19 protein-coding genes and 1 pseudogene are annotated in these 22008 nt (G+C 55.7%); 14 read left to right on the plus strand and 6 right to left on the minus strand.

Annotated elements, in window-relative coordinates; all coding sequences use genetic code 11:
* The 3 genes from SH410x_RS01985 to SH410x_RS01995 all read left to right on the plus strand — a co-directional run bounded on the left by SH410x_RS01985 (position 1) and on the right by SH410x_RS01995 (position 5673).
* The gene (locus SH410x_RS01985; RefSeq protein WP_473674139.1) at positions 1-3516 is read left to right on the plus strand and encodes an efflux RND transporter permease subunit; all 3516 of its coding nucleotides are present in this window, start codon (positions 1-3) and stop codon (positions 3514-3516) included.
* Positions 3517-3629: 113 nt separating this feature from the next.
* Complete coding sequence (locus tag SH410x_RS01990; RefSeq protein ID WP_473674141.1) at positions 3630-4775, plus strand: hypothetical protein; 1146 nt, start codon at positions 3630-3632, stop codon at positions 4773-4775.
* Between the two features lie 439 nt (positions 4776-5214).
* On the plus strand, positions 5215-5673 hold the full coding sequence (locus SH410x_RS01995) for a hypothetical protein (protein WP_473674142.1): 459 nt from the start codon (positions 5215-5217) through the stop codon (positions 5671-5673).
* A gap of 194 nt (positions 5674-5867) precedes the next feature.
* Here SH410x_RS01995 and SH410x_RS02000 read toward each other — a convergent pair whose 3' ends face one another.
* The 4 genes and pseudogenes from SH410x_RS02000 to SH410x_RS02015 all read right to left on the minus strand — a co-directional run.
* Positions 5868-7331, minus strand: coding sequence for a PP2C family protein-serine/threonine phosphatase (locus SH410x_RS02000; RefSeq protein ID WP_473674143.1), 1464 nt, complete (start codon positions 7329-7331; stop codon positions 5868-5870).
* 405 nt (positions 7332-7736) lie between these two features.
* On the minus strand, positions 7737-8120 hold the full coding sequence (locus SH410x_RS02005) for a hypothetical protein (RefSeq protein WP_473670527.1): 384 nt from the start codon (positions 8118-8120) through the stop codon (positions 7737-7739).
* A gap of 149 nt (positions 8121-8269) precedes the next feature.
* A complete protein-coding gene (locus SH410x_RS02010; RefSeq protein WP_473670526.1) occupies positions 8270-8548 on the minus strand; it encodes a metal-sensitive transcriptional regulator in 279 nt (92 codons plus the stop codon).
* 128 nt (positions 8549-8676) lie between these two features.
* A pseudogene (locus tag SH410x_RS02015) lies at positions 8677-9720 on the minus strand (heavy metal translocating P-type ATPase); the annotation flags it as partial.
* Positions 9721-10049: 329 nt separating this feature from the next.
* Between SH410x_RS02015 and SH410x_RS02020 the strand changes: the two are divergent.
* The 7 genes from SH410x_RS02020 to SH410x_RS02050 all read left to right on the plus strand — a co-directional run bounded on the left by SH410x_RS02020 (position 10050) and on the right by SH410x_RS02050 (position 15734).
* Positions 10050-11183: a helix-turn-helix domain-containing protein gene (locus tag SH410x_RS02020; RefSeq protein WP_473674145.1), complete on the plus strand. Its 1134-nt coding sequence runs from the start codon at positions 10050-10052 to the stop codon at positions 11181-11183.
* On the plus strand, positions 11155-11694 hold the full coding sequence (locus tag SH410x_RS02025) for a hypothetical protein (RefSeq protein ID WP_473674147.1): 540 nt from the start codon (positions 11155-11157) through the stop codon (positions 11692-11694). Before SH410x_RS02020 ends, SH410x_RS02025 begins: the two co-directional genes overlap by 29 nt.
* An 81-nt stretch (positions 11695-11775) precedes the next feature.
* Complete coding sequence (locus SH410x_RS02030) at positions 11776-12018, plus strand: hypothetical protein (protein ID WP_473674149.1); 243 nt, start codon at positions 11776-11778, stop codon at positions 12016-12018.
* 86 nt (positions 12019-12104) lie between these two features.
* The gene (locus SH410x_RS02035) at positions 12105-12899 is read left to right on the plus strand and encodes a hypothetical protein (protein WP_473674151.1); all 795 of its coding nucleotides are present in this window, start codon (positions 12105-12107) and stop codon (positions 12897-12899) included.
* A 152-nt stretch (positions 12900-13051) separates the two neighbouring features.
* On the plus strand, positions 13052-13516 hold the full coding sequence (locus SH410x_RS02040) for an Rrf2 family transcriptional regulator (protein ID WP_473674153.1): 465 nt from the start codon (positions 13052-13054) through the stop codon (positions 13514-13516).
* A complete protein-coding gene (locus SH410x_RS02045; protein WP_473674155.1) occupies positions 13509-14204 on the plus strand; it encodes a class I SAM-dependent methyltransferase in 696 nt (231 codons plus the stop codon). The genes SH410x_RS02040 and SH410x_RS02045 overlap by 8 nt, the downstream gene beginning before the upstream one ends.
* Before the next feature lie 129 nt (positions 14205-14333).
* Entirely contained in the window at positions 14334-15734 is a 1401-nt protein-coding gene (locus tag SH410x_RS02050; RefSeq protein WP_473674157.1) for a class I SAM-dependent methyltransferase, read from the plus strand.
* Between the two features lie 310 nt (positions 15735-16044).
* On the opposite strand, the gene SH410x_RS02055 is transcribed toward SH410x_RS02050, so the two are convergent.
* Positions 16045-16737: a hypothetical protein gene (locus tag SH410x_RS02055; protein WP_473674159.1), complete on the minus strand. Its 693-nt coding sequence runs from the start codon at positions 16735-16737 to the stop codon at positions 16045-16047.
* Positions 16738-17099: 362 nt separating this feature from the next.
* Here SH410x_RS02055 and SH410x_RS02060 point away from each other — a divergent pair, with 362 nt between their 5' ends.
* The 4 genes from SH410x_RS02060 to SH410x_RS02075 all read left to right on the plus strand — a co-directional run bounded on the left by SH410x_RS02060 (position 17100) and on the right by SH410x_RS02075 (position 20636).
* A complete protein-coding gene (locus SH410x_RS02060) occupies positions 17100-17426 on the plus strand; it encodes an ArsR/SmtB family transcription factor (protein WP_473674161.1) in 327 nt (108 codons plus the stop codon).
* Positions 17427-17602: 176 nt separating this feature from the next.
* Positions 17603-17977, plus strand: coding sequence for an arsenite efflux transporter metallochaperone ArsD (arsD, locus tag SH410x_RS02065; RefSeq protein WP_473674162.1), 375 nt, complete (start codon positions 17603-17605; stop codon positions 17975-17977).
* 191 nt (positions 17978-18168) lie between these two features.
* Complete coding sequence (gene arsA, locus SH410x_RS02070; protein ID WP_473674163.1) at positions 18169-19944, plus strand: arsenical pump-driving ATPase; 1776 nt, start codon at positions 18169-18171, stop codon at positions 19942-19944.
* 260 nt (positions 19945-20204) lie between these two features.
* Complete coding sequence (locus SH410x_RS02075) at positions 20205-20636, plus strand: arsenate reductase ArsC (RefSeq protein ID WP_473674165.1); 432 nt, start codon at positions 20205-20207, stop codon at positions 20634-20636.
* A gap of 98 nt (positions 20637-20734) precedes the next feature.
* On the opposite strand, the gene SH410x_RS02080 is transcribed toward SH410x_RS02075, so the two are convergent.
* On the minus strand, positions 20735-21790 hold the full coding sequence (locus SH410x_RS02080) for a bestrophin family protein (RefSeq protein ID WP_473674167.1): 1056 nt from the start codon (positions 21788-21790) through the stop codon (positions 20735-20737).
* Positions 21791-22008 lie beyond the last annotated feature (218 nt).

The following is a 22008-nucleotide window of genomic DNA, read 5'->3' on the forward strand; positions in this document are numbered from 1 at the left end:
ATGCTTAATTTTATCATTCGCTTTTGCGTCAAAGAACCTTGGCTGATCGTTCTGCTAACGATCGGACTGAGCATTGCTGGCTGGGTTAGTTTCAAGTCGATCCCGATCGACGCGATTCCGAACATTGGCGAGAACCAAGTCATTGTGCTAACGCCGTGGCCGGGGCGTTCGCCCAAGGACATCGAAGACCAGGTCACGTATCCGCTGAGCGTTTCGTTGCTGGCAGTGCCGGGTGCTGCGTCGGTGCGTGGCAAGAGCATGTTCGGTTACAGCTTTGTGCAGGTCACGTTCAAAGACGAAATCGATTTCTACTGGGCACGCAGCCGCGTTAGCGAACAGCTCGGCAGTGCCGCATCGCAGTTGCCCGATGGCGTCGTGCCGCAGCTCGGTCCCGACGCAACGGGACTTGGGCAGGTCTACTACTACACGCTTCAGCCACCCGAGGAAGGATTGGGGTTGGCGGAACTACGCAGCATGCAAGACTTCGTCGTGAAGTACGAACTGCAAGCCGTCGAAGGCGTCAGCGAAGTGGCCTCGATTGGTGGTTATGTTCGCCAGTATCAAATCGAAGTCGATCCCGACAAACTTCGATTCCACGGCGTCTCTCTCGACAAACTGGCGATGGCGATCAAGGGATCGAACGTGGATGTAGGGGCGAAGACCGTCGAAACGACGGGCATGGAGTTCATCGTTCGCAGCAAGGGTTTTCTCGGCTCGGGTGGCGACAAAAACAAAGCCGTCGAAGACATCGAGGACACGGTCATCATGCAACGCGACGGCGTTCCCGTTCGCGTCCGTGATATTGCGAGCGTCCAGATCGGCCCGGACTTCCGCCGTGGGGCGTTGGACTACAACGGGGCCGAAGCCGTCGGCGGTGTCGTCGTGATGCGATACGGCGAAAACCCGCGAGTTGTGATTGACCGAGTCAAAGAAAAGATCGCCGCGATCACGCCGTCACTTCAAGGCGTGACGATTCATGGCGTTTACGATCGCAGTGGCTTGATTGATGAAACAATGGCGACGCTGACACATGCGTTGCGTGATGAAATTATCATCACGGCGATCATCATCCTGCTGTTCTTGCTGCACGTCCGCAGTAGCTTTGTCGTTGCGATTTGTTTGCCCGCTGCTGTACTGATGTCGTTCATCGCGATGCGAGTGGTCGGCGTTGGTGCGAACATCATGTCGCTAGCGGGAATCGCGATCGCGATCGGAACGATGGTCGACATGGCGATCATCGTGTCGGAGAATATCTACCAGCACCTTTCCGACTGGGAGTCCGGCAGCGACGAATCGCGATTGAAACAATCTCGCACCGATGTAGTCTACGAAGCCACGGTTGAGGTCGCACCGGCCGTCGTGACCGCGGTGGCGACAACGATCGTCAGTTTCTTGCCAGTCTTTTTCCTGACGGGCCGCGATTACAAGCTGTTCTCACCGCTCGCCTACACCAAGACGTTCGCGATCGCCGCCGCGATGATCGCTGCGGTCACAATCGTGCCAGCGTTGTGCCGGCTGATGCTACGCAGTTCGGTCCGCCGCAAAAGTACCGCCCTGGTCGCTGGTCTTTCGCTAGCCAGCTTGCTCGGCTCGGCCTCGCACTTCATGTGGGGATCACGATTGGCCGAGCGTTTTGACATCGAGACTTGGATCGTCACCGTGGTCGCAACGATCGTCGGATTCGTTGGTGGCTGGCAATTGATGAGAGAACGGATTCGTCCCATCGAAGAAATCCCGTCAAGCCGCTTTGTTCGTTGGATCTATGCGGCGAGGCTGCGTCATGCTCTCAATCACAAAGCGTTCGCTTTATCGTTCCCGTTGATCTTGCTGGTGATCGGTGTCGGAGCGTTTGTCGGCATGCCAACGGTGCTGCGTCCGGTCGAAAAGGTCGCGAATTGGTTCGGAGCCGAACTGAATGATTTCCCCGGATACGTCGATGCGAAACACGTCTTTACCGGTTTGCAGAGTGACGACTGGATCGCGCTGGACGAGGGAAGTTGGTTCTACATGCCGACGCTCTATCCGGCGGCCAGCTTCTCGCAAGCGATGCAGGTTCTGCAGACGCAGGACGTTTTGATCGGACAGATTCCCGAAGTCAAAGACGTGCTTGGCAAGATCGGCCGTGTTGAGTCCGCTCTCGATCCTGCGCCAGCGTCAATGATCGAAACCTATGTGATGCTCAAGCCCGAGAGTGAATGGCGAGAAGGCGTCACCGCTCGCGATGTCTGGGACGAGATCAATCGCGTGGCCACGTTACCCGGCGTCACGCCTGCGTCGGCTCTTCAACCGATCGAAGGCCGTGTCGTGATGTTGCAATCCGGTATCAAGGCACCGATGGCGATTCGCGTTTACGGTGACAAATTGGACACGCTCGCCGATGCCGCGATGAACGTTGCGGCCGAGTTGAAGAAGTCGCCGCTCATCAACGCGGGCACGGTCAATCCTGACATCGTGCTCGGTAAACCTTACGTCGAGTTCACCGTTGATCGCGAAGCCGCGTCGCGGTATGGCATGAATGCGGCGATGGTGAACCAAGTCATCGAAACGGCACTCGGCGGAATGAATTTGATCAAGACGGTTGAAGGCCGCGAACGATATCCCGTGCGGCTTCGATACAACCGAGATCTTCGCGAACAAATAGATGGACTAAAAAGACTGCCGGTCGTCACGCACTCCGGTGCCGTCGTTCCCTTGGAAGAACTCGCCAAGTTGGAAACGACCTGGGGGCCTGGTGCCATCAACAGCGAAAACGGTCGGCTGGTCGCTCACGTCTCTTTCATGGCCAATGGCAGCAAAGGCGATTTGGAGTCGGTCGCCGCGATCGAGGAACAACTTCGAGACGCTCAGTCGCTTCCCGCTTCCAACCCAAATCGGTTGTCGTTGCCCGCTGGCTATTCGCTCGAAGCCGTCGGCAGCTTCCGCAATCAAATTGAAGCAAACCTTCGTTTGATGTGGATCATTCCATTGGTCATCTGCATCAACTTGCTGTTGATCTACATGGAGTTTCGCAACTTCGCGATCTCGCTGGCAGTGTTCTCGGGCATCCCCGTCGCCTTCGCCGGCGGCATGATCGCCGTCGCAACGATGGGCGTGGAACTCAACACGGCGGTCTGGGTCGGCTTCATCGCACTGTTTGGCCTCGCCGTTGACGATGGCGTGGTGATGGCGACCTATATCCATCAACTGCTCAAGAAGCGAAAAGTTCAATCGGTCGAAGACATCCGCAACACGGTCTACGAAGCCGGCCTGAAACGTATTCGACCGTGCATGATGACGACCGTGACAACGCTGGCAGCGCTCGTCCCAGTCTTGATCGCAACCGGCCGCGGTGCCGACGTGGCCCGCGCGATGGCGATCCCCGTGTTCGGTGGAATGCTAGCCGAACCGTTCACGTCGTTCATCGTGCCGACGCTGTATTGCGGCTATCTGGAATTGAAGATGCGATTCGGTTTTCAAGACGAGCTTTGGGACGGAACCGAAGCGATGCCCGAGGAGGAACTGATGAAAGCGGCATAAAACTTTTCGTTTGCTCGTGAAGAAACCTTCGACTCGGGCATCCAACTAACCAACCTCACCAATATCGACGGACCATACGGATTGTGTCCTGACTTTCACAACGGAGTTCTCCCATGAAACGAACATTTATCATCACCGCTTGCTCGCTCGCGATGTCCGCATCGACTGTGTTTGGGCAAACCATCCAATCGCAACACGACCATGCCGGTCACAACCACGCGATGCCCAGCATGACGAAGGCTCGCGAGGTGACTCAAGCCGGACCACATGGCGGCAGCTTGAAGCAAACGGGAAACCTGCAAATCGAAACCATCGTTTCCCAAGGCGGCATGCAAATGTTTGTCTATGATCGCACCGGCAAGCCGATCTCAGTCGATCAAGGACGCGGTGCCGTGTCAGTGCGAGTCGAAGGCAACGCGAAACGCTATCGCTACGACTTACTGCCCGACGGCAAAGGAGCGTTGACGGCTCCCGTGAACTTGTCGCAACTCGCTGGGCGGCAAATCGACGTCGACATTCAATTGGTCGGCATCACCGCCAGCACGGTGAGCTTTAACGAAGTCGCCACGGTCCCCGCCAGCGAACAACAACTGGCCGCCGCCGCAATCGCACGCCAAAAGATCTGTCCCGTCAGCGGCAAGCCGCTAGGCAGCATGGGTGATCCGGTCGCCGTCGATGTGAACGGACAAAAGCTCTACGTCTGCTGTTCCGGTTGCGTGAGCGCCGTCAAATCAGACCCAACCAAGTACGCCGCCGGTCGTCCGCAAATCACGGTCACCACGGCGACTCAAGCGGATGCAGCCGGAATCGCTACCCAGAGGGTTTGTCCCGTGATGGATGAACCGCTCGGTGGAATGGGCACACCGATCAAAGTGATGGTTGGCGATAAGCCGATCTACCTGTGCTGCAAAGGTTGCATCAAGAAGATACAAGCCGAACCGGCGAAGTACCTTGCGATGGTCTACGGTGACGACCAATCGAGCACAGCGACCGCCTCAGCCGTTCCAGCGGGAACCGAGCAAGTTCGCGAAGGCATCTTCCAGGTCGTTTCTGCTGACGCACCTTTCATCGCCGCACAAAAGAAGTGCCCGGTGATGGATGAACCGCTCGACGCGATGGGTGGACCCTACAAAGTCAACGCGGCAGGCAAAGCGATTTACATTTGCTGCCCCGGTTGCGCAAAGAAGATCGCCGCAGAACCGCAAAAGTGGTTGGCGGTGTTGAAATCGCAAGGGGTCGAAGCTCCATTCATTCGTTAATCCACTCGGGAGCGAGACAGCAAGTTTGCCGCTCGCTTCCTTTCTGACACACGCGGGGGCGGTGTCGCGTCTGATTCACGCAAGTGATGACGTCACCACGCCGTCCCTGCCTGTTTTGTTTTAACTCACGACAAGGACGTCGTCATGAAATCTCAATGGAAATCCTGCGCCACCGCTGCGCTCATAAGCACCACATTGCTATCCACGGGATGCCAATCATTGCCCAGGGCTGGCAACCGAAACGACAAGCCGGTGATGACTGTAGATCAATATATCGAGCAGGCCGCCGCCAACATTCAATACGACACGTCGGTCGACATGGACACAGACTATCAACCACCCGCACCGCGTTCCTCATTCGCTGCTCCCAGTTCAGCGCCGCCTCGATCGTCTTCAGGCGGTGGCAGCTGTTGTCACTAACGCTTGCGGAATCCTCCCAATGAAGATTGCATCCTCTCGCTCGCTACGGTGGTTGCTGTATCGAGCGATGCGGCGACTCGCGATTGCGAACATCTGTCATTTTACCAATCCCCCCATCGACCAGCTGCCGCGAACACCCATCCCCGATGGATACACGATCGAGTCGTGTTCCTCCGATCGGCTTCGCTCGCACGCACACGGACTGGAATACCAAATCCCAGAACGGGACTTTGAATTGCTGGCTACCGGACACGCCAAGTGCTTCGCAGCGTTCCAGTCCGATTCACTCGCCGGGTTCGCGTGGGTGGCCTACGGAAATGTTCCTGGCGACATGAACCACGACGGCAAACCTGAAACCGGTTTGCAAATCCAATTGGCCGACAATGCTGCGTTCGTATTCCAAGTGTTGGTCCTTCCCACCTACCGCGGCCGTCGCCTCTACGCAGCCATCATGAGCCAGATGGCTGACCAGTTGTAAACCGATGGAATCCAAACGCTCGTGCTAACCACCGAAGGCTCCAACTATCGAGCTCTAAAAGCAGTCGACCGAATGGGCTTCCAAAACGTCGCTCAAGTATCGCTTTTTCGGTTTGGCCCACTATGCCGAGCAACATACGCAAATTTGCCAGAAACCAGCGGCTTCAAAATCAGCCGCTACGCTGGCGATGAATCCTAACGCGAAAGCTGAGCAACCAAGAGCGTCGTGTCATCGAACGCTTTGCGACCATTGCGAAAGGCGTCGAGCGATGTCTCAAACTCTTGGACCAGCTCGCGAGCGGTCGACGTTGGAACTTGGCTCATCAGTTGCTTGATTCGATCGGTGCCGTACTGTTCTTCACTCGGATTGAAGGTTTCGGTCACTCCGTCGCTGACGATGACAATGCGTGCGGGGCCGTCAATTTTGATCGTCTCTTCTCCGTAACGCGTGTCTTCTCCGACTCCCAAGATCAAGTCACCGACGTTCAAACGGACCGGCGTTTCCTCGCCCATTTGGACAAATGGCAACTCGTGGCCGGCGTTGGCGTACGTCATTCGTTGGTTCTTCGGATCGACGACCAGCAGCGTCATCGTCGCAAAGTGCCCCAGCACCACATATTCGCAGTAACGCTGATTGACGTCAGTCAGAATCTCCGCAGGACTCGATGACTTCTTCGCTGCTTCGGACACGAAAGCCTTTAACAGCGTCGCCGCCATCGCCGCCGGCACTCCGTGTCCTGACACATCTGCGACACAGAGTAGATGGCGATCATCGGGCAACGAAATCACATCGTAGTAGTCTCCGCCAACGTCGTCGGCTGGCTCGAACAGTTCCGCGACGTCGAGACCATCGAAGTTCGTCAGGTCAGGTCGCAGGTTCTGTTGAATCTGGCGAGCCTTGTCCATGTGGAGGCGATGATCGCGTTGAGCGTGGGCGAGCGCCTCGGTCATCGAATTGATCTGGTCTGCCAGGTAGCTCAGCTCTTTGCAACTGCGGGTGTGTGCGATCGTGCTAAGGTCGCCGGATGCAACCAATCGCAGGGCCGAAACCAGTTTCTCGATCGGTTTTGCGATCAATTGCCGCAGCATGACGCTGACGATCACCGGTGCGATCGCAGCCATCGCCATGATTCCAATTGTCTGTCGCAGCAAGGATTGCCGGGTTGCGTCGACGACCGCCGAACGAAGCTCGGAGATATACACCGTGCCCCCCGGGCCGCTGAACGAGCCGACCACGATCGTTGGCATCTCCGGCATCTTGCCGGCAATTCCATTTGCTTCCGCCTTCATTGCCGCGAGCATTTGATCAGACGCGTGTCCGTGCGAGACGGCTTGGAACGGAAATCCACGCCAATCCGCAGCGATATGGTGACCAGGCGAATCATCCGTGTTCATTCGAGCACAGACGTTGTCGACCAAGTCCTGGATTGCCTCGCCTCCACCGACCTCAGTCACCAACAACGATTCGTACATCGTCTTAGCTTCCTCGGTCAGCGAGATCTGCTTTTCGCCGATCCGTCGGGACATTCGAATGCGATAGTCGCCGACCAGAAAGACAGCGACCAAGCCGATCAAGATGGGGTTGACCAAAAAAAGAAGCTGGCGACTTATTGGCAACCGATGCCAACGTTTGGTGATGGTCTTTGATGAGAACGACAAGGAAGAATCTCTTGGGTGCGGCAGGAACAAACGCCATCAGCCGAACGAAACAATCGTCTCGCTCGGCTGATGAACGATTCAAACGGAGAACGTGCGACTAGATCAGTCGCGACGCTTCAGGCTCGTTTACACTGGCAGCGTTCTTGCCGCAGCACGCGGCTTTAATCGAGCAGCAGTAGGCGTGTTTCGCACAGCAGGTCGGTTTGGCTGCAGTGGCAGCGTCAACATTACTTGCGGGAGCGAACGAGACGGCAAACAAAACAGCAGAGAATACAGTCGCTAACATTTTGGGAACTCCAAGGTTGGCGGCGCAGCCGACATCGACATGCACCTATTGGGTAACAAGCAGGAAACATCTTTGATTCAGATTGGCTCTGGCCTCGCAGGTCGAAGCACTGCCAACGGCTAAATCTGAAGACGAACGTGTTGTTCAATCAGGGAGTTGGAGCGAGCAAACTGGATCGGTCGGCCGAACGACACCGATTCGATTTGCCAAACGATCCGCGAGTAATCGCTGTCGATCAATCCGCGAGGCGTGGGTTCCTCGCCAGTCGTTCGCGGAGGCAGCCACGCCGTTGGCTCGCACGAAGCCATCGAGGGACACTCGTGCGATGAATCACCACCGTCACAGCAACCATGACCGGCAGGCTGCGTTGAGCAGCACGCTTTGTGATGAGAACCAGGACATGGTTTGGCCGCCCGAACCACCGGTGACGCTGCCAACAAAACCGCCATCACCGCGAAAGCGGCAAAGACTCGAGCGGTGGTGTTGTTGCGACGGCGGTTCATGGTCCACGATTCCGTAAGAGCACCTGGGGATTCGGATAGGAATCCTTCTCTTGATGCTCTTTGGATGCGTGACACCGTCGCTTCTTCACGGCGAGAATAGAGAATCTCAAAAAACTTTTTGAGAAGTCCCCAGCCGACTGGGACAGCATTCAGTCGGAATACTTACGGAAGATCTTGATCAGTTCTGCGATCTTCTCATCCCGATCGGCAGCGTCACCGTTCTCGATCGCATCGCTCACACATGACTTGATGTGCTGCTCCAAAACGATCTGCCCGACCTTATCTAATGCTCCCGTCGCGGCCGACAACTGCATCAGAATGTCGACGCAGTATTCCTCTTCCTCGATCATACGACCAACCGCCTCGACCTGTCCGATGACACGCCGGAGTCGATTGTTGAGCTTCTTTTTCTCGTCGTCTGAGAGCATGGAGAGAACTTTTAATACAAATACGCGGCTTCAGACCGGATTTTAGCTTCCAAGACCGTCGGGCGTTAGACGGGGAAGGTTCTACGGTGGTCGCACGCTGAACCCTGCATGTGCAAGGCGGAAATACGTCATGCGAGCCTTGCCGCCCGCAATCTCAACGCATTCGCGATCACCGACACGCTGCTCAAACTCATTGCCGCTGCTGCAATCATCGGACTGAGCAGGACGCCGAAGACGGGATAGAGAAGCCCCGCTGCGACTGGAATGCCCAGTGCGTTGTAGATGAATGCGAAGAACAAGTTCTGACGAATGTTGCTCATCGTCTTTCGGCTCAGATTCCCGGCCGCCGCGACTCCGCGAAGGTCACCGCCGACCAGCGTCACGCCCGCGGATTCGATCGCCACGCCCGTTCCGGTGCCCATCGCGATGCCAACGTTGGCTTCGGCCAGAGCCGGTGCGTCGTTAATGCCGTCGCCGCACATCGCGACTATTTTTCCTTCGTTCTTCAGCTTGCGAACGAAGTCGTGCTTGTCTTCAGGCGAAACGCCGGCATGGAACTCGTGGATGCCCAACTTCGCCGCCACCGCTTTCGCTGTTGGCTCTGCATCGCCGGTCAACATCACGACCTTCAGGCCAAGTTCGTGCAACGTCTTCAATGCCGCCGGCGTGCTCTCTTTGATCGGATCCGTGATCGCCAGGATCGCAGCCAAACAATTGTCAATCGAAACGAACACCACAGTCGCCCCTTCGGACTGATGCGATCCAGCACGACCGCGTCCCGAGTCGACGTCCGCAACACCCTGTTCAACAAGTAGATCAGCGTTGCCGATCAATACATCCCGTCCATCCACACGAGCCTGAACGCCACCGCCGGTGATGCTGTTGAAATCAGTAGCCTCGGCGACATTCAATTCATCCGTCTTCGCTCGCCGCACGACCGCTTGAGCCAACGGATGTTCGCTCTGAGCTTCAACGGCTGCCGCCAATGCCAGCACATCGCTCTCGCTCCAATCGCCGAACGTCTCAACTGCCGTGACCTCGGGCCGTCCCTGAGTCAGTGTTCCGGTTTTGTCGACCACGATCGTGTCGACCTTTTCCATCACTTCCATCACTTCCAACACTTCCGCATTCTTGATCAACACGCCCTCTTTCGCACCGCGACCGACGCCTAGCCGCGTCAACGCGTTACAAATCGCAAGCGGGATCTGGATGGAGGACTTCAGCCGCCGGATCAGAATGCCAGATTTCAGCTTTGCCGACTATCTTGGCACACACCTCGACTTGGCAACTTAGAGGATCGTTTGATACCTCGCTCTTTACGACTGCCAATTCGGCGAACTGTCCGTACCGGATTAGCGTCTCCCCGATTCCGAAATGCAGCAAGTTTCTCAACAAAAACCGATGGAATTCGGAATTCCAGAACTTTTCGGGCCTAGAAACAGACGAAACTAAGTGTATAGTTCTGGAAACTGAAATTGGAGTTGTCTGGGAGGGACATCAAATGAGCTTTGGGACTCGCCTGAAATGGGCTCGGGAAGCGGCTGGGATGACCCAGAAAGAGCTATTTGAGGCTACGGACATTGGAATTTCCACAATTTCCGAGTTTGAAAGTGATGGCCGCGAGCGTGGGCCCTCGGCCATGCAGATGGTTCAGATTGCGGAAGTACTGCATCGCAGCACGGACTTTTTTTATCAGCCTGGTGAACCTGAACCCGAGGTCGTTTTGTGGCGAGAGCGACCAACGGAATCATCGCCCGAAACCATTCAGGTTCGATTGATCGAATTGGCAGAGCAATTTCACCGACTCGAACGGGTTTGCGGCAATCCTGAACCGCCCCAGCTGGAATTCGCTAAAGGGGCAGCCGAATCGTTCACGTTTGCGAAAGCGGAGTCGCTCGCGCATACATTTCGCAATCGTTTCGCGCTCGGCGAGCGTCCGGGGCAGGTCCTGCTGAGAGTCTTAGAAGATGTCATTGGGGTGAAGGTTTTCTTCTTGGAGTTTGAGCCGACCGGGACAGCCGCTTGCACGCTATCGGAACGCTTCGGCGCAGCGATTTTGTTGAACTCACGCAACGTCAGTTGGCGACGCAATTTCGATCTGGCGCACGAACTGTTTCATTTGTTGACTTGGAAAGTGTTTCGTGTGCCTGGATCACCGTCGGCTGAGGTGTCCGGTAAACGCGAGGAGCAATTTGCAAATTGCTTTGCAGGGCATCTCCTGATGCCTTCGGAGGCACTGCGGACAGCGATCGCAAGGCAGCAGCGAGACAAGAAGACTCTCGACTTTGATGATTTGTTTGACATCGCTCGGCAATTCGCGGTGTCCGTGCCCGCCTTGGTTTGGCAGATGAAGGATGCGGGTATCGTCAATCGAGAGGCCGCAGAGAAGTTGAGTGAACGAATCAAGGGTCGAACGCACTATTGGGAAAGTCGTAAGAACACACCCCCACCGAAACGGCCACTGCGATTTGAGGCCCTCGCCATTGAAGCGATGGATAAGGGGCTGATTGGAACCGGCAAGTTTGCGCAGTACATGGGAATGACACGGCGTCAGGCAATGAAGTTAATTGAAGAGCGAGCGGAGGAATTTTGGCAGGAGGACGACGGTGTCGAGATTGAAATTATTGATTCTTGACGCCTGCGTCGTCATTCAACTGCATGAGATGAATTGCTGGGATTTGATCCTCCAACGCTGCGATGTCTATCTGTCGGAGATTGTCGCCAAGGTTGAAGTTCGCTTCGATGATGCCAATGGCGTTCGGATCGACCTCAGTTCGGCAATCACTTCTGGGACAGTTCGGGTGTTTGCCGTCGACAAGTCGGATATTGAAGATTTTCGCAGTCAGTTTGATACGGAGTATCTGGAGTTACTCGACGACGGTGAGGCTGAATCACTCGCTTTTTTGTTCGCCTCCCGCGACGAGTACCTGATCTCGTCCGCCGACCGAATCGTCTATCGTGTGCTGGGTAATCTGCATCGCCAGGAGCGAGGAGTTTCGCTCGAGGAGATCCTGAATCGCCTCGGATCGACGCCATCCAGTTTGCCCCAGCAATACCGCAAGTCGTTTCGTGACAGGTGGAGCGAGGCGGGGTACCAAGAACGGATGCGAGGTATTGGCGTCCGATCCGATTCAGTAGGAGACTAATCATTGTGGATTAGCGATTTCGGATTGAACGCGAAATTTAGGAACGACAGCTAGCACCCATGAAACAATCGAAAGTCCCAAATGAGTACCGCACACGTACCATCGACGCTTTTTGAGGAAATTGCGACGTTGTTTGCCTCGGCTCCTACGCCGCAAACGATCGTCGATTTCCATCCCTCGCAAGCATCGGTGGATCGAGCGTCGGAATTACTAGAGCTGAATCGTCAGAATCAACTCACTGAAGAAACTCGCGAGGAACTGAATCGGTTCGAGCAGGCTGAGTTGCTGATGCGTTTGGTGAAAGCTCGTATCCGGGCCGCCTGAGCGATTTTGGATTTGGGATTAGCAAAAATCAAGCAACAACAAATAGAAACCATGACCCAATCGACAATCCAAAATCCAAAATCGAAGTGGCTCTCGAAAAGCTGTTCACCAAGCACCGCATCGTGTTTTGGTACGACGAAGAGGACTCGTTGCGCAAAGATTTTGAAGCAATTGATGTCGCCGGCGTTGAGAAAGCCGAAATCGTCAACAACGAGTTCGGTCTGAAGTTTCGGATGCTGCGGCAAGAGCCGAAGCAGAAATTCCTTGTCTTCAAATCGGGCGGACCGCCAGAGGATAATGAGAATTGGTTGCTCGATGTCCAGTTGGCGCACACGGATTTTCGTACGGACAAGGCTTCGCTGTGGCTAACGGAGTTGGAGTTGCCCTACGAGTTTCGTCCCTTGGTTTCGCGGCATGCGTTCTTCTTCAATAGCGCAAAGCGACGGGACACGCTGAAGAAGAAGGTCACCAAGAACGACACGCTGACGCAGGTGGCGATGAAGATGCTAGTGCCGCAACTTGAAATTATCACGACGCTAAACCACTCGGGCGGGGTTTTTCGAAGCGATCCGTCGAGCAATTCCGCCGATTTTATCGCGATTTCCAGCATCTTGGAATTGCGCAGACAGCGTCTGCGCAATTGTTGCCGAACGAAACGGAATCTCAGTTTGCGCAGACGGCGTTTGCGCAAATGTCATCCCCCATCCATCTCGAGTCGGTCGCGTCATCGCCCGCGATTCGTCTGCCATCGCTTTCCTGGTCCCACTACGTCAAGCAGTCACGCCGCAATGTGCCTAAGAACAAGTCTGTCTCGCAGCAGCCAGGAAACGACTGCAGTTGTAGCTGACGGAGGGATTCCTGGCAGTTCTGCTCCCGTTTGATGGGGATCACCGAGTTAGTTCTTGCTCGGCCTGCTGCCCGTGAGCATCAAGGGGGCGTTCGATCTCAAGCTTTTTTGGGGATCTTCGCTTTATCACGATTCCAGAAATGAGATCCCTTGACGCCAGTTGCTTCATGTAATATCATATGTTGCATGAGACGCGATAGCAAACTTTCTGGCGTGCTTCACATTCTGCTCCACCTCGCTGAGCGTGATGGGCCTGTTACGTCCGCGGACCTTTCGAAGGTGATGGACACCAATCCGGTGGTGGTGCGTCGCACAATGGCGGGGCTTCGGAAGCAAGGCTATGTGCAATCGGAGAAGGGGCATGGCGGCGGATGGACGCTTTCGTGCGATCTGGCAAAGGTAACGTTGCGGCATATCTACACAGCAGTTGGCAGTCCTTCACTACTTGCGATCGGAAATCGCACCGAGTCGCCAGAGTGCCTCGTTGAACAGGCGGTCAATGCGGCACTGCAACAAACTTTTGATGAGGTCGAAGAACTTCTGCTCACCCGGCTTGGCGATGTAACGCTCGCCAAGTTAAACGCGGACTGCCATGCCCGTATCGTTGTTCGTGGCCGTAAAAGCAAATCGAAAGGTGATACTCATGGATGAGGATAAATACTTCGCTGAGACTGCGTTCTCCGACATCGATGCAGTCGCACGTTACACCGAAGGTCCGCCACGATTCGTGCCGGGATTTTCAGGCATGCAACGGATGGCGAATTTGCTCTTGGCAGAGCGAGTCCCGGAAAATGGTCGCGTCCTCGTAGTCGGGGCAGGCGGCGGATTGGAGCTGAAAGTTTTTGCAGAGGCTCAGCCCAGCTGGTCTTTTGACGGAGTTGATCCGTCCGCAGAGATGCTGGCGTTGGCCGAACAAACCATGGGGCCAATTGCATCACGCGTTCAATTGCACCACGGCCTTATTGACGTTGCCCCTGACGGCCCATTCGATGCAGCAACTTGCATCCTGACGATGCACTTTGCCGAGCGTGAAGAACGTCGGCGAATAGCGAGCGAAATTCGCAGACGTCTGAAACCCGGCGCCCCACTCGTTGTGGCCCATCTGAGCATTCCGCAAGGTGATGGAGAACGGGCTGTGTGGCTGTCGCGATACGCAGCCTTTGCAGTCAGCTCAGGTGTCGAATCCGAAAACGTGAATAAAGCTCGCGAAGCAGTCGATACCCAGTTGTCGATCCTCACTCCCGAAGAGGACGAGGCCATTCTGCGAGAGGCAGGATTGTCAAACGTCAGTCTGTTCTACGTCGGCTTCGCTTTTCGTGGCTGGGTGGCTTATGCCTAAACAGATCAGAATGAACAAAACCAGATTGTCGATCTGGGTGCGTTGTGCTCAAGACTGAAGTGGCGATACGAAATTCATCTCCCGCCGGGTTCATCCCAGCGATCCCCAGTGCTAACAGGTAATACTGTCATGAATAGTTTTGCTGTTTTTTTGATGTTCTTCGCGATTGCGGCTAGCATCGCGGGATGCAGCCAGCAAGAGAAATCTACCATGGCTGACGCCAACAACGACGCCCCGGTCGATCACGAGCCAACACACCAAGACAACGGGGGACAGGAGAAACCAGCCATGCATGATGGCGGCGAACATTGCCATGCGTTTGCCAATCCTGCCGAACTTGCGAAGAAGTGGAATGCCCCGGAACGCGATATTTGGCAGCGCCCTGATCAAATCGTTGAGGCGATGTCCCTTGAACCGGGAGCGACAGTGGCTGACATCGGTGTAGGAACCGGCTACATGGTGGCGCACCTGAGCAATTCTGTTGGCAAAGACGGAACGATCATCGCCCTTGATGTAGAGCCTGCGATGGTTGAGTACCTAACCGCACACAAGTCGAAATTTGGCCCAGCGACGATCGTGCCAAGAAAAGTTAGTTCTGACGATCCTGAACTGCCGCCAGCGAGTGTTGATGGCGTTTTGATACTCGATACATGGCATCACGTCGTGGGTCGAGAAGCCTATGCGAAAAGAGTGCATGACGGCTTGAAGCATGGAGGGCGGTTCGTGATTGTCGACTATGAAGTTAATGCAGGCGTTGGTCCACCAGAAAAAGTGCGACTTTCCCCGGAACAAGTAACCAAGCAACTCGAATCAGCAGGGTTTCGAGCTGAGGTGGTGAAGGAGTCCATGCCAAGACACTACATCGTTGTAGGGCATAAAGACAAAAAACACGAGCAAGAACTCAATAAAGCAATTCCTTCACAACAGCAAGGGCTTCCGAGTGCAGAGGATGTCGAACGCTTTTTTGCCGATCCAATAACGCGTGCGAAAAAGTGGAACGATCCAGATCGCGACAAGTGGCAGCACCCGGACGAAATTGTTGCGGCACTGGCTTTGCGGCCGGGATTGACTGTTGCTGATATCGGTGCGGGAACCGGCTACATGGTGGCTCGATTGAGTAAGGCGGTCGGTGAAGATGGCACAGTCATCGCGATCGATACTTCAGAGGAGATGGTCGCATACCTGAACGATCAGAGTGTTGACCTGGGGCCGGCCAGACTCGTGGCGAAGAAAGTTGGTTACGACGATCCGGAGTTGCAAACGGGCAGCGTCGACAGTGTGCTGATGCTGGACACGTGGCTTCATTTGGATAAGCAAGTAGACTATGCCAAGAACGTGTTTGCGGGGCTGAAACGTGGTGGCAGGTTTGTAGTGGTGGACTATGCAGTTGATGCGAAGGTCGGGCCACCAAAGGTGATGCGACTGTCAACATCCCAAGTGACCAAGCAACTCGAATCAGTCGGCTTTCGGGTTGAGGTGGTGCGTGAGTCCATGCCTCGGCACTATATCGTTGTCGGTATTAAGGGCTAGCGATGGCGTCCGCACCTGAAACAAAGGGAACTAGCTACGTGCTGCCAAGCGGACCACGTTTGGGCTTGATGACGGCAATCTTCGTGGTGGTCTCAAGCACGATCGGTACGGGAGTCTTGACCATATCGGGACTCACAGTCTATGTCGTCGGTAGCAACCAATTGATGCTCTTTCTCTGGATCGTTGGTGCCATCCGTTGTCTCGCCTCGGGCTCCGGGTAGATAGAATGCTTACTGATGGAACAGCTGCCCGATCGGTAAAACAGCCTGCGGTCCCCAACGAGATCGCAGGCTGTTGATATTGCCACTGTTCAGTGTTGTGAAAAGCGAATGGGAAGGCCTTCGAATTGTCTGACGCCGTGTTGCCCCAGGTCACGTACCGGCATCGGGACCTCATGAGGGATGCTGGCAACGATTGGCCGCGACACGGCCACCTCCCGATGAAAGAGCTGGAGAATGAAACGCGTGGCATGCTGTTGCTCAATCTTGCGAACTGCTCCCAACGGAAACGCAGGCAGGCCGATCTTCTCGCGGCTTTCGACTTGAAACTGCATTGGTTTCTCTCCAGACGGAGACGTTCTGAAATTCACGCGTTCATATGAGAAGTTGCACTCGAACCTTCCGCTCTCGGTGAAAATGGTCGCTTGTTCAATCACATCCCAGTCATTTCGCGGTACCGGTGCGTGATCGAAGCGAATCACCACGGTATCGAAAGCGATTGGAAAGCGGTTGAGGTTGCCAAACTCGAAATTGAGAAACAGCGAATAGGTCAGCTCAGAGGTGGGCTTCGTTCCCAGCCCCGAAGTACCGAAGGGCGAACAGGGACCGGATTGACTAATGCCAGAGCTGAATGGATCAGGGCCAGGTAGTTGCAAAGTTGAGGGATGGCGGAGGTATTGGCCAGAAGCTTGGACAATTTGCACAAAAATACTGGCGTGTGCGTCGATCGGCCACGGCGGATCAGGTTGCTTGCGGCGTTGTGGAGGCTTCGGAATGGCAATCATCTGTCGTCCTTATCCATTTGCAAATGGTGCGGGGGTGGTTTTCATCATAAACCAGTGCGTTCGCGGGGCCAACTTGATCGCTCCAGAGAACCGTCTGGAAAAGCTCTTTGGACAGCAGTCTGCGAGTTTTTCGACGCAGAGGACTGGGCTCTTGTCGAGTCCGGCATCCTTGTGTTGAAAGCTCCTTGGCATCCATTATCTAGATGTGAAGCCAGCAAGCATTCGCGTGAGTTCAATGAAGGAGCCTCCGATTTGCGACGCTGCACAGAACAAAACTGCTCGGGAAATCCAAGTTTTTGGCTGATGAACCATTGCCGGATGTGTCGATATCGTCTATCGTGAATGGACGATAAAGGAATTCAATGGCAAAGCAATCTACCAAAAAAAACTGTGACTCGACGCCGGTGAAGCTGCACGCGGATCCGACAGCGGAGACGTTTGCGAAACTGGCGTGGGCGATCGCACACCCGGCTCGCGTTCAGATCGTGCGGCTGCTGATCGGTCGCGAGGCGTGCGTATGCGGTGAGATTGTGGACTGTCTGCCCTTGGCTCAATCGACGGTTTCTCAGCACCTCAAAATTCTTAAGGAGTCCGGCCTGATCCAGGGTGAAGTCGACGGTCCTAAGGTTTGTTACTGCATCAACCATGACAAACTCGACCAGCTCAAATCGCTCGTCGCGGAATTGTGACGACGTTTTTTTACTCGCTATTAGCGTCCATCGGCGATGGACGATCTCGTGCTGGTTTCGGTCGCCAGGTGTTGTTTTTTGTCTATCGATTGGGGCAAGATCGCGTTCGGCGATGTTTGCCCTGATGGCCGTTGTGACGACTCACTATTGATACTCTTATTCTTGGAGATGATGTGATGACCAAAGTTCAGATTTACGACAGAGCGATGTGTTGCTCGACGGGCGTTTGCGGTCCCCAGGTTGATCCTGTCCTGCCGAAGTTTTCTGCTGACCTGGATTGGCTCCGAGGTGAGGGGCACGAGGTCGTGCGGTTCAACTTGGCCCAGGATCCTGCCGAGTTCGCAAGCAACGCGGTCGTCCAGAAGATGCTCACCGACGAAGGCGTTGAGTGCTTGCCGCTGGTCATCGTCGACGATCGGGTTGTCAGCCGCAGTGAATACCCATCGCGAGAGAACTTGGCGATGTGGACCAGCACTGCGACGAAGCCGAAGGCCGCGCTGCCAGTGTCCGGTGGCTCGGGTTGCTGTGGTGGCAGTTCGGGCTGTTGCTAGATCCCTGGCGAGAGCGAAATGACTGTCTGAATTGGCGGCCGAACGTTTTGCGTTTGACGATTCCGAGCGTTCGGTGATTCGGAACGTGGAGCGTTTGATGATTCCGACCGCGGAGCGTTCGGCCACAGATGTTTCGCTTGTTTGTGAACTTCCAGTGAGCCTACTCAATCTTTTAAACGAGGAGAATCGAAATGCAATTTCTCAATCAGCCTACTCGCAATCTGTTTTTTACCGGCAAAGGCGGCGTCGGTAAAACGTCGATGGCGTGTGCGAGTGCCGTTCAGTTGGCCGATCGTGGTTTGCGAGTGTTGCTCGTTTCGACTGATCCGGCGTCCAATCTTGATGAAGTGTTGGGGACCGCTCTAACGAGTGCACCGACGCAGATCGAGTCGGTGCCGAATTTATTTGCGATGAACCTCGATCCCGAAGTGGCGGCTCACGAGTATCGCGAGCGCATGGTGGGTCCCTATCGTGGCGTGTTGCCTGATGCGGCGGTCGCGAGCATGGAGGAACAGTTCTCGGGATCCTGTACGCTGGAGATCGCGGCGTTCGACGAATTTGCAAAATTGCTGGGCGACAAAGAGGCAACGTCCCAGTTCGACCATGTCGTGTTTGACACGGCACCCACCGGACACACGCTGCGTTTACTGACACTGCCGTCGGCTTGGTCGGGTTACATCGACAGCAATACAACCGGTACGTCATGTCTGGGGCCGCTCGCTGGATTGCAGGCTCAAACGTTGATCTACAAGCAAACCGTCGATGCGTTGGCGGACGGCGACTGTACGACGTTGGTGCTGGTCACACGTCCTGAGCCCTCGGCGTTTCGTGAAGCGTCTCGGACCAGTAGCGAGCTGCAGGAATTGGGCGTTCACAATCAGCACTTGATCGTCAACGGCATCTTCACAAGTCAAACGCCTGGGGACGAAATTGCGACGGCGATGCAGCGCCGAGGCGATGAAGCGGTCGCGGCAATGCCCGCCGGAATCGCCGCGCTCGATCGTTCGACGGTTCCGCTGGCGAGTACCGGATTGATGGGGATCGATTCGCTGCGGCGTGTCGGCCAAACCGTAACATCTCCCCGGGTTCCCGATCTCCCTACTCCCCCGCCCCCGGTGTTCTCCGATGGCCTCGGTTCGCTGGTCGACGAGCTGGCCGCCGTTGGCCATGGCGTGATTCTGGCGATGGGCAAAGGGGGCGTCGGCAAGACAACCGTCGCCGCTGCGTTGGCGGTCGCGTTGGCGGAGCGAGGATTGGATGTGCATCTTTCGACAACGGATCCGGCGGCGCATCTCTCGGCGACGATCGCAGCGGACGAGCTTGCTGGATTGACCGTTGGCCGAATCGACCCGGCTCAGGAAACGGCTGACTATACCGCGGAAGTGATGCAAACGGCGGGTAAAGATTTGGACGCTGAGGGCAAGGCACTCCTCGAAGAGGACTTGCGTTCGCCTTGCACCGAAGAAATTGCGGTGTTTCGAGCGTTCGCCAAGGCGGTTTCGGAGGGGGCAGACCGGTTCGTCGTTCTGGACACGGCACCGACGGGGCACACGATTCTACTGCTCGATTCTGCATTGGCTTACCACCGCGAGGTGACACGGCAATCCAGTCAAATGCCTGAATCCGTTGAGAAGCTGTTGCCACGTTTGCGCGACCCAGACTTCACGCGGGTTCTCGTGGTGACGTTGCCCGAAGCGACTCCGGTTCACGAGGCGGCACGCTTGCAGCAGGATTTGCGGCGTGCGGAGATCGAGCCATTCGCGTGGGTCATCAATCAAAGTCTGGTGCCGCTCAGGGTGACCGATCCGATCCTTCGTCAGCGCCAGCAGAACGAGTTGCCGTTCATCGAGGAGGTCCGATCAACACTGGCCACTCGTGTGGCGATTGTTCCTTGGCAAAGCGAACCGCCCACCGGCCTGGCGGGATTGCGCCGCCTCGTCGCAGCGGATTCGTCTCTGACTCGCTAAGGGGCGAACCGATTTTTTGGCATCGCCTTTTGCTTCCCAATCGCAACCCGCCACCTCGCTGCCGCGGAGCGAATGGCGACAGTTTTTTAGTGCCCCCGTTTATTTTAGGGGGCTGTGTGAATGGCCGTTTCGGGTGCGTGGCTCTGCCACCCATGCACCATGGGAGGTACTGAAATCACTCCAACGATGGGGCGGGGCATGGGGTTTTTCCGTCCGCCCGATCGATTCATTGATCGCTACTCAAGCAAAGGTGAAAACCAATGTCCAAAAAGAATGTTCTGTTTCTATGCACCGGCAATTCCTGTCGCAGCCAGATGGCTGAGGGTTGGGCGAGGCATTTTCATGACGACAAGATGGAAGCGTACTCGGCCGGCATCGAGGCACACGGTATGAATCCGAACGCGATGCGAGTGATGCAGGAAGCAGGCGTGGATATCTCCGGTCAAACGTCGAAACTCGCCAGCACGCTCACCGAAGTTCCTCTTGACCTGGTTATCACTGTGTGCGGTCATGCGGACGAAAACTGCCCTGTGTTTCTGACCAATGGAAAGTTGGTTCACGTCGGCTTCGACGATCCACCGAAGCTCGCCAAGGAAGCGGCCAGTGAAGAAGAAGCTCTCGATCACTATCGCCGCGTTCGAGACGAGATTCGGGATTTCGTCCGTGACAAACTGGTGGGTTTGTTGCCGTAACAGGCTGTTGATTTCGCCAACGTTCGCCCGGCAATGGTGAGCCGAATGCCGTAAGGCATCGGGTAACTCGAGCTACCCGGTCGCTCACGCAACTCGGCTCAGGAAATGTCTGCGCCGATTCGCTCGTCGGTTGCGTGAGTGGATGCATCGGGCGGTAGTTCGACATCGTCCGCTGTCGGCGCGGCGTAGTCGTGCAGGTCGTCGGCGTGCAATAGTTCCAGTAAATTTTGCTCGATCGTGGTGCAGATATTGTCGAGCGGCAAAAAGTCAACGCGCCGCGTATCGAAGGGGTTTTGCAGTTCCATGCCGATCCGATCGAGCGATAGCAACATGAACGCAATCACCATGATGAACCATGGGATGAGCCACACGTTACGTCCGACTTCCGAGCCAAAGATGGCGATGGGAAGTGTACCGTGAAAATCGTCGAGCAGCGAAAACGGCAGGGACGCTAGCAGGATAAAGATAAACTGTCGAACTTGGATTGCGCTGGAGCGGGCCAGCGGCGTTTTCAGAATGCGTTCGCAACCGCCCAGGTAGTCGATCAGCGAGCAGCGTTGTTTTTCTGCAGAGTAGAATGCGAATCCGTCCATGCCGTTGCTCCGCCCCTCGGCCAGCAATGAGGCGATCTGACGCGACACCGCATCGGGCAAATGGCGGTTGGCCAGCAGACCTTCGATTTGTTGCTCGGTCAGGAGTCTCGCCAGTTCCGGCATTTGGCGTTCACCACGCAGTGAGCGCCGGGTCACATGCGGGAATGTGGCGACCCATTTTATGAATTGAACCCGCCAGTGATGGTCGGATGGACCGTACGCCAGCCCGGCAACGGCGAGGTTGCGAGACTCGTTGACGATACCGCCCCATAGCTTGCGAGCCTCCCACCAGCGGTCGTATCCCGCATTGAGGCGCAGCACCAACAGCAGACCCAGCACACCGCCAGCGACTTCAAACGGTCCGCCGGGCACGGCGAGGCTGACTTGATAGTGCTGCATGGCATATTCGCTGACATACACGATGCCCGTCGCCAGCAGCCCAAAGCCGATCACGTCGAGCATGACACGCGGCGCCACTGAGCCTTGGAGAACGAACGTCCCCAGCCAATACGAATAGGAAAGTGGCTTCGAAGGGACGGGAACCGATTCAGTTTTTTTCAAAGTGTTGGGGTTTCCTTACGACGGTCTCAGAACGGAGCAAAGTAAATGGGGTGGGCGTTGATGAGGCAGCGACTTCAATCACGCCAATCGTCGGAATCTCGTCCGCATCCATCACGATCGCCACTGGTGAGCAAGGTTCGTCGTGTGTCCACCGATTCGATCATGTTGCCTGCATTGAATCATGCCGATGAGGACTATTCCGCGACACGATATCGAGT

The sequence above is a fragment of the Rhodopirellula sp. SH410 genome, from assembly GCF_055811895.1.

What these genes read in the sequence shown, in the direction of transcription:
- SH410x_RS01995 (WP_473674142.1), top strand. Translation starts at nt 5,215, where the DNA reads ATGAAGATTGCATCCTCTCGCTCGCTACGGTGGTTGCTGTATCGAGCG.
- SH410x_RS02050 (WP_473674157.1), top strand. Translation starts at nt 14,334, where the DNA reads ATGAATAGTTTTGCTGTTTTTTTGATGTTCTTCGCGATTGCGGCTAGC.
- arsA (WP_473674163.1), top strand. Translation starts at nt 18,169, where the DNA reads ATGCAATTTCTCAATCAGCCTACTCGCAATCTGTTTTTTACCGGCAAA.
- SH410x_RS02045 (WP_473674155.1), top strand. Translation starts at nt 13,509, where the DNA reads ATGGATGAGGATAAATACTTCGCTGAGACTGCGTTCTCCGACATCGAT.
- SH410x_RS02020 (WP_473674145.1), top strand. Translation starts at nt 10,050, where the DNA reads ATGAGCTTTGGGACTCGCCTGAAATGGGCTCGGGAAGCGGCTGGGATG.
- SH410x_RS02060 (WP_473674161.1), top strand. Translation starts at nt 17,100, where the DNA reads ATGGCAAAGCAATCTACCAAAAAAAACTGTGACTCGACGCCGGTGAAG.
- SH410x_RS02075 (WP_473674165.1), top strand. Translation starts at nt 20,205, where the DNA reads ATGTCCAAAAAGAATGTTCTGTTTCTATGCACCGGCAATTCCTGTCGC.
- SH410x_RS01985 (WP_473674139.1), top strand. Translation starts at nt 1, where the DNA reads ATGCTTAATTTTATCATTCGCTTTTGCGTCAAAGAACCTTGGCTGATC.
- arsD (WP_473674162.1), top strand. Translation starts at nt 17,603, where the DNA reads ATGACCAAAGTTCAGATTTACGACAGAGCGATGTGTTGCTCGACGGGC.
- SH410x_RS02010 (WP_473670526.1), bottom strand. Translation starts at nt 8,548, where the DNA reads ATGCTCTCAGACGACGAGAAAAAGAAGCTCAACAATCGACTCCGGCGT.
- SH410x_RS02030 (WP_473674149.1), top strand. Translation starts at nt 11,776, where the DNA reads ATGAGTACCGCACACGTACCATCGACGCTTTTTGAGGAAATTGCGACG.
- SH410x_RS02040 (WP_473674153.1), top strand. Translation starts at nt 13,052, where the DNA reads ATGAGACGCGATAGCAAACTTTCTGGCGTGCTTCACATTCTGCTCCAC.
- SH410x_RS02005 (WP_473670527.1), bottom strand. Translation starts at nt 8,120, where the DNA reads ATGAACCGCCGTCGCAACAACACCACCGCTCGAGTCTTTGCCGCTTTC.
- SH410x_RS02055 (WP_473674159.1), bottom strand. Translation starts at nt 16,737, where the DNA reads ATGATTGCCATTCCGAAGCCTCCACAACGCCGCAAGCAACCTGATCCG.
- SH410x_RS01990 (WP_473674141.1), top strand. Translation starts at nt 3,630, where the DNA reads ATGAAACGAACATTTATCATCACCGCTTGCTCGCTCGCGATGTCCGCA.